Below are 11393 nucleotides of genomic sequence, written 5' to 3'. Positions count from 1 at the left end.
GCGAGCGGTACGCCCCTGAGGGGAGTCAGCGGCTGGCGGCCCACTCGTAGCGGTGCTCGGGCCGCCCGGTGTCGCCGTATTTGAGGCTCAGCCGCACCCGCCCGGTCCGCTCCAGGAGCTTGAGGTAGCGCTGGGCGGTCTGCCGGCTGAGCCCGGTGACATCGGCCAATTCCTGTGCCGACAGCGGGCCTTCGGCGGTCATCATCGCCCGGCGGACCAGTTCGGCGGTGGTGGGCGAGTGCCCCTTGGGCAGCTCGGGCGCGGGCCCGGCGGAGAGCGCGCCGAAGATCTGGTCGACCTCCGCCTGCTCCGCCTCGCCCCCGCCGTCGAGGGTGCGCCGCAGCGTCGCGTACGCCTCCAACTTGCCCCGCAGGCCCGCGAACGAGAACGGCTTGACCAGGTACTGCAGCGCCCCATGGCGCATCGCGGCCTGTACGGTCCCCACGTCGCGCGCCGCGGTCACCATGATCACGTCGATCTGGTGGCCGCGTTCGCGGACCGTCCGGGCGAGCGCCAGGCCCGTCCGGTCCGGCAGGTAGTGGTCGAGCAGCACCAGGTCGACATGGAGTTCCTCGATCCGGTCGAGTGCTTCCGCCGCGTTGTGCGCGGTCGCCGCGACACGGAAGCCCGGAACCTTCGCCACATAGGCGGCGTTGACGTCGGCCACGCGGATGTCGTCGTCCACGACCAGTACGTCGATCATCGGGCCTCCTCGGTCACGTCCGACACATCCGGTACGTCCACGGTGAGGGCCTCCGGCAGCACGACGACGAATTCGGCGCCTCCGAGGGACGACCGGGTCACCTCGGCGGTGCCGCCCTGCCGCTCGGCGAACCTGCGCACCAGGGCGAGCCCGATGCCGCGCTTGCCGTGGGCCGGTGGCTCCTTCGTGGACCAGCCTTCCACGAAGACGGTCTCCCGCTGCTCGGCGGGTACGCCTGGCCCGGAATCGCGCACCCGTAGGACCGCGCTACGGCCTTCGGCCCGCAGAAGCACCTCCACGCGCGCGTGCTGCCCCGAACCGGCGGCCGCGTCCAGCGCGTTGTCCACCAGGTTGCCGACGATCGTGACGAGGCCGCGCGGATCGACGAGGCGGTCCGGCAGCCAGGTGTCCCCGGAGATCCCGAACTCGACACCGCGCTCCGCGGCGACGGTTGCCTTGCCCACCATCAGGGCCGACAGCAGCGGGTCCTCGATCCGCTCGGTGATCTGCTCCGCGGTCACCCGGCGCGCCCCCGCCACCTCGCCGACGAAGTCCACGGCCTCCTCGTACATCTCCAGCTCCAGAAGGCCCAACAACGTATGCATGCGGTTCGCGTGTTCGTGGTCCTGCGCGCGCAGGGCGTCGATCAGACCGCGCGTGGAGTCGAGTTCGCGGCCCAGCTGCTCCAGTTCGGTGCGGTCGCGCAGGGTGGCGACCGCGCCACCGTCGTCGGTGGGCATCCGGTTGGCGACCAGGACGCGCTGTCCGCGGACGGTGAGCAGATCGGTCCCGGAGACGTGTCCCGCGAGGACGTCCGTCGTACGCCCCGCCCCGAGCGCCTCGTCCAGCGGTCGTCCGATCACCTTCGAATCCACGCCGAGCAGGCGCTGAGCCTCGTCGTTGAGCAGTCGTATCCGCCCGCCGCGGTCCAGCGCCACGACGCCCTCGCGAATGCCGTGCAGCATGGCCTCGCGCTCGGCCAGGAGCGCCGAGATGTCCGAGAAGGCCAGGTCACGGGTCTGCCGCTGGACCCGCCGCGAGATCAGGTACGCGGCGAGCGCCCCGACGGCCAGGGCCCCTCCCGCGTACGCGAACAGGCCCGGGATGGCGTGGATGAGGCGCGCGCGGACGCTGTCGTACTCGATGCCGACCGAGACGGCTCCCACGATGGCCCCGTCCGCGGCCCTCAGCGGCACTTTGCCGCGCGCGGAGCGGCCGAGCGTCCCCTCGTCGATCTCCATGACCGCGCGGCCCGCCAGCGCCGCGCTGGGGTCCGTCGACACGACGTGCCCGATCCGGCCGCGATCGGTGTGCGACCAGCGGACGCCTTCGCGGTTCATGATCACGATGTACTCCGCGCCGCTGGCCCGGCGGATCCGCTCCGCCGCGGCCTGCACGGGGCCGTCCGCGCTCGGCCGTGAGGAACGCAGCTCCTCGGCGATCCGGGGCTCCGCCGCCGTGGTCTGCGCGATGGCCAGGGCCCGGCGCATCGCCTGGTCGTCGAGCTGGTCGCTCAGCGGCGCCAGGAAGAGCCCCGTCGCCAGTACCGCCACCCCTGCGGCGATCGCCACCTGCATCAGCAGGACCTGGGCGAACACTCGTCTGGGGAGGCCGAAGCGCAGCCGGCGGGCAGGGGGAGTGGAGCTCATGGCTCAGAACGGTACGGGCCCGTCGGCGCTGGTCGAAGGCCTTGTGGCGCGGATCTCCCCGCCGCCTCCGACCGGGCGCGCTCCGGTCAGCCGCCCAGGGCGGAAGCCTCACGTACAGCGACGACATCCATACGGGCCGGCGAGCCGAGCGCGGCGCCACAGCTCTCCGGCCGGGGCGGGAGCGAAGCACCGCGGGCGACCACGACGGTCCAGCTGCGGCCGTCCATGTGGGCGATCGTCACGTCCCAGTACGCGTTGTCCACGTGCGCATCAACAGGTGGGTCAGTTGGTGGTTCCATCGATGCCGTGTGTACGACGCTCAGGACACCGGCACGGTGCTCGCCGGTCGCCCGGCGCACGGCGAGCTCGGCGGCCTGCCCGGGACGGTCCCAGGCGGAATTGCCACGGCAGCCAGGGAGCACGATCCGGTCCGAGCGCACCGCATGGAGGACCTCTTTGACGTCGGCGGCCGAGGACCTTCCGTAGGCGTAGCCGTAGGGCAGCACCAGGAGAGTGGGGGAGAAGCGGTGGCCGCCCAGATGTGTGATTTCCCAGACGCCCTCTCCTCCGGAGGAGGCGAGTTCGGAGGCCAGGGGCCGCCCCAGAAGCGCGCAGCACCGGTCGCGCTTCCCGTTCGTGCAGACGAAGGCGAGGGGCTCGCCTTCGTAAGGTGCGCCGAAGCCGCCGTGCCGACCTGCCCCCAAGGCGGCGAAGTCGAGCCCCAGAAGCTCCTCGGGAGCCGCGACTGTGGTGTTGCGCAGCCAGGTGTTTCCCGGGACCGTGTGGGCCACGTACACCTGGTGGCTCTGCGAGGCGTGGTGATCCGCGTGCCGGCCCGGACGGCGGACGAGGGCGACGCGCACCCCCGTGCCGTCCGCCGCCGCCTCCAGGGCGCGGCCCACTTCGGGGTCGAGATGACTGGAGACCAGGGCCTTCGCGCCCCACGGCCCCGGCTGCTCGATCAGCAGCCAGGTGCGCGCGGTGGCCGCCGTCCCGGCCAGAGGTTCCTCAAGATCCCGCGAGGCGGTCGTGCACGTATTCACAGCGGTGACACTAGGGTCCTTCTGACGGATCAGGCTGGACGCGGGAGGCCGTGAATGTTCGGCTCCGCGAGCGGGGTCTGGTGCGTGCAGCTGCAAGGCGGAGGAGGGCGTCAACGCGGAGCGTTGGCAACCGACGACAACGCCGCAGATGTGCGTGCCAGGGCCCGCGACTCCAGCAGGGTCCGTCAGAAGGGCCCTGACCCCGCCCGGTCACTCCGCCGCGGAGACCGACGGCAGGGGCTGGGGCGGGCGGGGGCCTACGTAGTGTCCTGTCGGCCGCATACGGAGAGGGCGTTCGTCGTACTCCTCCAAGGCGTGCGCGATCCAGCCCGTCGTGCGTGCGACCGCGAAGATCGTCTCGCCTGCTTCCGCCGCCATCCCGAACGACGCCGTGAAGGCCGCCAGTGCCAGATCCACATTGGCGTGCAGGTCCGTGTGGCGGGCAGTGGTCGCCACGATGTCGCGGGCTGCCGCCAGCGCGGGGCGCGCCTTCGGGAGTTCCTCCAGCGCCGCGAACAGCGCCTGTGCGCGTGGGTCCTCGCCCTGGTAGAGGCGGTGGCCGAGCCCGGGCACACGGCGGCCCGAACGCAGCTCGTCGGCCACCACGGAGCCCGCGCTGCCCCGGTCGAGGACGTCCAGCAGCATCCGGTGGGCCAGGCCGCTCGCCGCCCCGTGCAACGGCCCCTCCAGGACGCCCAGGCCCGCCGAGACCGCGGCGTAGGTGTGCGCCCGCGCGGACGCGGCGACGCGCACCGCGAGCGTCGAGGCGGCCAGGTCGTGATCGACCAGCAGGGCAAGGGCCATGTCCAGGACGCGCAGTGACGCCTCGTCGGGTTCCGCGTAGGTCAGCCGCCCCCACAGGCGCTGGGCGATCGGCGCGCCGTCCACGTACGTCGTCCGTACGAGGGGCAGCGCGGCCGCGAGGGTGGGGATGAGGGACCGGGCGGCGCCGAGCACGGAGTCCTCGGACAGGTCGTAGCGCAACGGGTCGGCCGTCGCCGCGGCAACGGCCGCCACCCGCAACCGGTCGATGGGGCTGCTGAGTTCGGGCAGGGCGGCCATGGCCTTGCGGGCCGCGGAGAGCGATTCCTTGGGGGCGGTGAACCGGGCACCGGGGCGCAGCCTGCCCGTCCACAGCCACTCCGCGACCTCCTCGTACGAGTGGCGGGCCGCGAGCTGTACCGCGTCGACCCCCCGGAAGAAGTACCGGTCGTCGTCGATGAGGGTGATCCGCGTGCGCACCGACAGCTCGCCCGTGCTCGAACCGGCCGTGGTCTCCCGTCTGTTGCGGCGGGCGAGTGCCTCGACCTCGGCGGCGTCGAAGGTGCTGCCGCGTGTGTTCTCCCCGCGCCTGCTGGTGAGCTGCCCGCGGCTCACATACGCGTACACCGTCTCGGGCTTCACGCCGAGCAGCTCGGCGGTCTCCTTGGTGGTGAGACGGCGGGTTCGCTGCGTCGGTGCAGGTTCTTGATCCCTCATGCGCGTCACCGTATCCGGATCGCCATGCATTGATTCAATCAATATTGACAGTTATCGAGTCAAGCATGGACAGTCGAATCAAGTCCAGGGAGGAAACATGCCGATCAACGGGAGCACGGCCGCCACGGCCGTCGAGGTACCGCGCGGGCTCGCCGGCGTCGTCGTCACCGACACCGAACTCGGGGACGTCAGGGGGCGAGAGGGCTTCTATCACTACCGCCAGTACTCCGCCGTCGAGCTCGCGGAGACCCGTGGTTTCGAAGACGTATGGCACCTGATGCTCCATGGCGAACTGCCCGGCGCCGAGCGGTCCGCGGCCTTCGCGCGGGAGACCGCGGTTCAGCGCGGGCTGCCCGAGGACGTGCGGGCCGCACTGCCGGCGATCGCCCGGGCCGGGGCGGTCTCGGGGCCGCTCGCCGGGCTGCGGACAGCGCTCTCGCTGTTCGGTGCTTCTCGTGGCTTTCGGCCCGTGTACGACATCGACCCGGATCGGCGGCGCGCGGATGCGGTGGCGGCAACGGCTGTGGTCCCCACGATGCTCACCGCGCTGCACCGGCTCGGTGAGGGGCTGGAGCCCGTGGAGCCGCGCGAGGACCTCTCGTACGCGGCCAACTACCTGTACATGTTGACGGGTTCGGAGCCCGACCCCGCGCATGCGCGAGCCATCGAGCAATACCTGATCTCAACCATTGATCACGGATTCAATGCGTCAACGTTCACGGGGCGTGTCATCGCGTCGACCGGGGCCGATGTCGCGGCCTCTCTGGTCGGGGCGGTCGGAGCGTTGTCCGGGCCGTTGCACGGTGGGGCGCCCAGCCGTGCGCTCGACACCCTGGACGCGATCGGCACACCGGACCGTATCGACTCCTGGATCCGGGAGCGGGTGCTCGCGGGTGAGCGGATCATGGGCTTCGGCCACCCCGTCTACCGCACGGAGGACCCGCGCTCGCGCATGCTGCGCGGAATCGCGGAGGGGTTCGGTGGCCCGCTGGTGGAATTCGCGGTCCAGGTCGAGCGCCAGGTGGAGGCGATCCTCGCGGAGCTGAAGCCGGGGCGCGAACTGCACACGAACGTGGAGTTCTACGCGGGCGTGGTCATGGAGCTGTGCGGACTGCCGCGCACCATGTTCACGCCGACGTTCGCGGCGGCCCGGGTCGTCGGCTGGAGCGCCAACATCCTTGAACAGGCGGAGGACTCAAAGATCATCCGCCCTGCGGCACGGTACGTGGGGGCGGAGCCGCCGGTGGCGGTGCCGCTCGTCGCCTGACGGCATGGATGGGGCCCGACAGACGGCTGCTGTCGGGCCCCGGATGCCACCAACGTGGCGTGGGACTCTCTCACGCGCCAGGCGTGGGGTCATTGGGTGGACTGTCGTCACCCGACGGTGAGGTGCGGTCGTTGTCTGAGCGTCTGCGGCGGAGTGCGTCCCAGGCGACGATGAGGGCTGCGACTCCGGCCGCGAAGCCGCCGATGGCTGTCAGGGTTTCGTTGACATCGGACAACGCCATGGCTATCGCATGCACTGTGAACCTCGACATCCTGAAATGGCATGGCGTGTCGACAGGGCTGTAGCCATCACTTGTCCGGGATGTCGCCCTTGGCGCGCACCAGCGTCTCCCGGTTCACGATGACGATGCGTTCGTAGTCAGCGACCCCCGCATCTGGGGGGAGTTCGCCTTTGAGGTCCGCGGTGGCCTCCGTGCCGATCACGGCGAAGTTCCCGTCGCTGAGTTCGAAGACATCGGGGCAGGTGCCGGCAGCCGAGCTGCCGCGAGCGCTCGGAGGTACTCCGATGCGGCGGACGATCTTCAAGGGTTCTGGTCCTTATGAGGGTGGACATCGAGTGGACATCGATACGCCGTCACAGTAATGCGCAGGATGAGGCGAGCGAGTACTGATGGCCGTTCTCATAGAGGGAGTTGGCGGGAACGTTCACCGCAACGGGTGACTGGTCGTCAAGGGGAGGGCTGCCCGACTACCCACCACTCGTCGGTGTCGGCCTCGTCGAGTTCCTGGAACAGGGCTTCGGCGATGCGTCCGATCCGCGCTTCCGAGGATGAGGGGTCCAGGGCTGCCCGGTGGGGGCGGGTGACCTCCCAGTACTCGCGTATGTGCGGGCTCTGGAACAGCTCACGCAAGGGCCCGAGGATTTCCTGCTCGGTCAGCAGGCCGGATTCGTATTGGTGGAACACGCTGATGTACCAGAGGTTGGCGTACATCATCTGCCGACGCGTCTGTGGGGAGAGTTCCACCCCGTAGGTGTCTATGACCATGGCTAGAGCCGGATCGTCCAGCGCCTTGCTCAGCAGCTCCCAGTGCATGCGCTGTTGGTGTGCGCGGGCGCGTCGGCGCTGCGCCGTGGTCAACCGGCGGTCCGGCCCGTATCGATGCCATGCCTGGGCCGCAGCGGCTCCCGTGGCGCCGCTGACGATCACGGCGATTGCGTTACGCCATGACGAGTAACTCATTGTGGTCATGTCAACCCCCGATTCAGGCGACCGTGCGCCGGTCGTCGGGTGAGGGGCGACGGGGACGGAAACCGGCGGCGGTGGGCGGCGCGCTTGCCGACTCCCAGGGTGCCGAGCGGCTCTGATCGGCGGGAGGCGGAGAGGAGGCGCACGGGTGGATGCTCAGTTCGCGAAAACCGGCGCCATGTCCAACGTGTGCCCAGCGGGCGCCGTTAGCAATCGTTCACTTCGCGGCCTTTCCACCCGCTCGTATCCTGGGGCGGCATTCATTCTTCGTACGAGAGCCGGGCCCCGAACCGGCGTGCGCCGCAGCGCACGCCGCGGCGCGATCCGGTGTGAGAGAGGTCGCGTTGAGCAAGGCCAGCCCGCAGCAGATCCCCGTCGTCGTCCTCGCCGGCTTCCTGGGGTCGGGGAAGACGACCTTGCTCAATCATCTGCTGCACCGCAGCGGTGGCACCCGGATCGGGGCGATCGTCAACGACTTCGGGTCGATCGAGATCGACGCCATGGCGGTCGCCGGGCAGCTGGGCGACTCGACGGTCTCGCTGGGCAATGGGTGCCTGTGTTGCGCGGTGGATGCCAGTGAACTCGACGAGTATCTGGAGAAGTTGACCCGTCCCGTCAATGACATGCATGCCATTGATGTCATCGTGATCGAGGCCAGTGGCATCGCTGAGCCTCAAGAACTCGTGCGCATGGTGCTGGCCAGCGACAACCCGAGGATCGTGTACGGAGGGTTGATCGAGGTCGTCGACACCGCCGAGTTCGACGCCACCCGCGAGAAACACCCCGAGGTGGAGCGGCACCTGGGGATCGCGGACCTGGTCGTGGTGAACAAGGGCGATCGCGTCGGCCCGGACGAGCGTGAGCGGGTCCTGGGCGCCGTGCGGGCCGCCGCCGGCCGGGCCGCCGTCGTGTCCGCGTCGTACGGGCGCATCGACCCGGCGCTGCTCTTCGACTGCCGCCCCACCGAGGAGCGGATCGGGCAGCTGTCCTTCGACGATCTGCATCGGCATGACGACGATGGCGGCGATGGCGAGGGGGACCGCCACGGCAGTCGCGCGGCGCATGACACACATCTCCACGCCGCCTACGACAGCGTCGCGTTCACCTCCGACGTGCCCATGGACCCCCGTCGGCTGATCGCGTTCCTCGACAGCAGGCCCGAGGGGCTCTACCGGATCAAGGGATATGTCGATTTCGGCGCGGGCGACACGGGCAACCGGTACGCCGTGCACGCCGTGGGGCGTTTCCTGAGGTTCTATCCGGAGCCGTGGCCGGGCGGCGAGGAGCGCCTCACCCAGCTCGTCCTGATCGGGTCCGGCATCGACGCGGCCGATCTCGGTAAGCAGCTCGACGCCGCCAAGAGCGACGCCCCACACACCGTGGACGAACAGGGCATGTGGGGCGTTCTCCGCTATGTGCAGGACAAGGGCGAGGCGGAGGAGGTCGCGGACTACGTCGACCCCGAGGCGGACCTCGCTCCCGACCCCGTTCCTGACCCGCTTCCGCGTTCCTAGATCGGGCCCGCCGTCGCCGCCACCGTCTTCGGCAGCGACACGCCCGAACCGTCTCGGCGCGGGTCCATCTCGGGCAGCTCGGCCGGCGTGCCGTTCTTCTGCGCCGCACGCGCGGGTGCCGGGCCGGCCCAGGCCAGGCTCAGGCAGTCCTCGCCCTTCAGGAAGCGCTGGCAGCGGACGCCGCCCGTGGCACGACCCTTCCTCGGGTACTGGTCGAACGGCGTGAGCTTGGCCGTCGTCTGCACCGAGTCGTCCAGCGTGCCGCGCGAGCCGGCCACGGTGAACACCACCGCGTCGACCGCCGGGTCGATCGTGGTGAACGAGATGACCTTCGCTCCTGTCGCCAGCTTCACGCCGGACATGCCGCCCGCCGCGCGGCCCTGCGGGCGCACGATGGAGGCCTGGAAGCGCAGCAGCTGTGCGTCGTCCGTGATGAAGACCAGGTCTTCCTCACCGGTGCGCAGCTCCGCGGCGCCGACGATGCGGTCACCGTCCTTGAGGGTGATGACCTCCAGCTCCTCCTTGTGGGACGGATAGTCGGGCACCACGCGCTTCACGATGCCCTGTTCGGTGCCGATCGCCAGGCCGGGCGAGGACTCGTCCAGGGTCATGAGACACACGACCGTCTCGTCCGCCTCCAGGGAGGAGAGGAACTCGGCGACCGGGGCGCCTCCCGAGAGGTTCGGCGCGGAGGCCGAGTCCGGGAGTTGCGGCAGGTCGACCACGTTCAGGCGCAGCAGGCGTCCTGCGGACGTGACGACGCCGATCTCGCCGCGAGCCGTCGCGGGGACCGAGGAGACGATCACGTCGTGCTTCGTGCGCTTGGTGCCTTCACCTTCGGTGAAGGGATCGCCGTTCGCCGTACGGGCGAGCAGCCCGGTCGAGGAGAGCAGCACGCGGCACGGGTCGTCGGCGACCTGGAGCGGAACCGCCGACACCGGGGCGCCCGCCGACTCCAGGAGTACCGTGCGCCGGTCGTCGCCGAACTTCTTCGCCACGGCGGCCAGTTCGGAGGAGACCAGCTTGCGCAGCTCGGAGTCGGAATCGAGGATGCCGGTCAGCTCGTCGATCTCGCCGTTGAGCTTGTCGCGCTCCGCGTCCAGCTCGATGCGGTCGAACTTGGTGAGGCGGCGCAGCGGCGTGTCCAGGATGTACTGCGTCTGGATCTCGCTCAGCGAGAAGCGCTCGATCAGGCGCTCCTTGGCCTGCGCGCTGTTGTCGCTGGAGCGGATGATGCGGATGACCTCGTCGATGTCCACCAGGGCGACGAGGAGGCCCTCCACCAGATGGAGGCGGTCCTGCTTCTTGCTGCGGCGGAACTCGCTGCGGCGGCGCACCACGTCGAAGCGGTGGTCCAGGTAGACCTCGAGGAGCTCCTTGAGGCCGAGGGTGAGCGGCTGACCGTCCACCAGCGCCACGTTGTTGATGCCGAAGGACTCCTCCATGGCCGTCAGCTTGTAGAGCTGCTCCAGGACGGCCTCCGGCACGAAGCCGTTCTTGATCTCGATGACCAGGCGCAGGCCGTGCTCGCGGTCCGTGAGGTCCTTGACGTCGGCGATGCCCTGGAGCTTCTTGGAACCGACCAGTTCCTTGATCTTCGAGATGACCTTCTCGGGGCCGACCGCGAAGGGCAGCTCGGTGACGACGAGGCCCTTGCGGCGCGCCGTCACGTTCTCCACGGAGACCGTCGAGCGGATCTTGAACGTGCCGCGGCCCGTCTCGTACGCGTCCCTGATGCCGGACAGGCCGACGATCCGGCCGCCCGTCGGGAGGTCGGGCCCCGGAACGTACTTCATGAGCGTGTCGAGGTCGGCGCCCGGGTGCCGGATCAAGTGCCGCGCGGCGGCGATCACTTCACCCAGGTTGTGCGGCGCCATGTTCGTCGCCATGCCGACCGCGATGCCCGACGCGCCGTTCACCAGCAGGTTCGGGTACGCCGCCGGGAGGACGATCGGCTCCTGCTCCTGGCCGTCGTAGTTCGCGACGAAGTCGACCGTGTTCTCGTCGATCGACTCGGTCATGAGGGACGCGGCGGCGTCCGGGCGGCACTCGGTGTAACGCATGGCGGCGGGGCGGTCGTCATTGCCCAGGGAGCCGAAGTTCCCGTGCCCGTCCACCAGCGGGACGCGCATGGAGAACGGCTGGGCGAGGCGCACCAGTGCGTCGTAGATCGACGAGTCGCCATGGGGGTGCAACTTACCCATGACCTCGCCGACGACGCGGGCGCACTTCACGAAGCCGCGCTCGGGGCGCAGGCCCATCTCGTTCATCTGGTAGACGATCCGACGGTGGACGGGCTTCATCCCGTCGCGGGCGTCGGGCAGGGCGCGTGAGTAGATGACCGAGTACGCGTACTCCAGGTAGGAGCCCTGCATTTCGTCGACCACGTCGACGTCGAGGATCTTCTCCTCGAAGTCGTCGGGCGGCGGGGTCTTCGTGCTGCGGCGGGCCATCGCTGCTGCGGCTCCTTCACCTACAAGAACGGTTACATGAACGGGAACTGTCGCGGACCATTGTGGACCGCCGCACTG

Annotated in this window: 9 protein-coding genes; 2 read left to right on the top strand and 7 right to left on the bottom strand. The window is 69.9% G+C overall.

What is annotated here, in order from left to right:
* Positions 1 to 25: 25 nt before the first annotated feature.
* The 4 genes from ACOKM3_RS12845 to ACOKM3_RS12830 all read right to left on the bottom strand — a co-directional run bounded on the left by ACOKM3_RS12845 (position 26) and on the right by ACOKM3_RS12830 (position 4874).
* Entirely contained in the window at positions 26 to 703 is a 678-nt protein-coding gene (locus ACOKM3_RS12845; protein WP_266714969.1) for a response regulator, read from the bottom strand.
* Positions 700 to 2352 (bottom strand): sensor histidine kinase, encoded by a 1653-nt coding sequence (locus ACOKM3_RS12840; protein WP_426900018.1) that lies wholly within the window; start codon positions 2350 to 2352, stop codon positions 700 to 702. The genes ACOKM3_RS12845 and ACOKM3_RS12840 overlap by 4 nt, the downstream gene beginning before the upstream one ends.
* A gap of 86 nt (positions 2353 to 2438) precedes the next feature.
* Entirely contained in the window at positions 2439 to 3395 is a 957-nt protein-coding gene (locus ACOKM3_RS12835; protein ID WP_426900016.1) for a sucrase ferredoxin, read from the bottom strand.
* Positions 3396 to 3605: 210 nt separating this feature from the next.
* Complete coding sequence (locus ACOKM3_RS12830; RefSeq protein ID WP_426900014.1) at positions 3606 to 4874, bottom strand: citrate synthase family protein; 1269 nt, start codon at positions 4872 to 4874, stop codon at positions 3606 to 3608.
* Between the two features lie 97 nt (positions 4875 to 4971).
* Here ACOKM3_RS12830 and ACOKM3_RS12825 point away from each other — a divergent pair, with 97 nt between their 5' ends.
* Positions 4972 to 6141, top strand: coding sequence for a citrate synthase/methylcitrate synthase (locus tag ACOKM3_RS12825; RefSeq protein WP_426900012.1), 1170 nt, complete (start codon positions 4972 to 4974; stop codon positions 6139 to 6141).
* Between the two features lie 308 nt (positions 6142 to 6449).
* On the opposite strand, the gene ACOKM3_RS12820 is transcribed toward ACOKM3_RS12825, so the two are convergent.
* Both ACOKM3_RS12820 and ACOKM3_RS12815 read right to left on the bottom strand, forming a co-directional pair.
* The gene (locus ACOKM3_RS12820; protein ID WP_426900010.1) at positions 6450 to 6686 is read right to left on the bottom strand and encodes a hypothetical protein; all 237 of its coding nucleotides are present in this window, start codon (positions 6684 to 6686) and stop codon (positions 6450 to 6452) included.
* 143 nt (positions 6687 to 6829) lie between these two features.
* Complete coding sequence (locus ACOKM3_RS12815) at positions 6830 to 7351, bottom strand: DUF6082 family protein (RefSeq protein WP_426900008.1); 522 nt, start codon at positions 7349 to 7351, stop codon at positions 6830 to 6832.
* Between the two features lie 341 nt (positions 7352 to 7692).
* Between ACOKM3_RS12815 and ACOKM3_RS12810 the strand changes: the two genes are divergently transcribed.
* Positions 7693 to 8862, top strand: coding sequence for a CobW family GTP-binding protein (locus ACOKM3_RS12810; RefSeq protein WP_426900006.1), 1170 nt, complete (start codon positions 7693 to 7695; stop codon positions 8860 to 8862).
* On the opposite strand, the gene ACOKM3_RS12805 is transcribed toward ACOKM3_RS12810, so the two are convergent.
* Positions 8859 to 11315: a DNA gyrase/topoisomerase IV subunit A gene (locus tag ACOKM3_RS12805; RefSeq protein ID WP_426900004.1), complete on the bottom strand. Its 2457-nt coding sequence runs from the start codon at positions 11313 to 11315 to the stop codon at positions 8859 to 8861. The genes ACOKM3_RS12810 and ACOKM3_RS12805 overlap by 4 nt on opposite strands.
* Positions 11316 to 11393: the final 78 nt, after the last annotated feature.

Source organism: Streptomyces nidicola, assembly GCF_050106155.1.
In the GTDB taxonomy this organism is placed as follows: domain Bacteria; phylum Actinomycetota; class Actinomycetes; order Streptomycetales; family Streptomycetaceae; genus Streptomyces.
The sequence above is the reverse complement of the archived record's forward strand: the minus strand, read 5'-3'. Positions and strand labels throughout refer to the sequence as shown.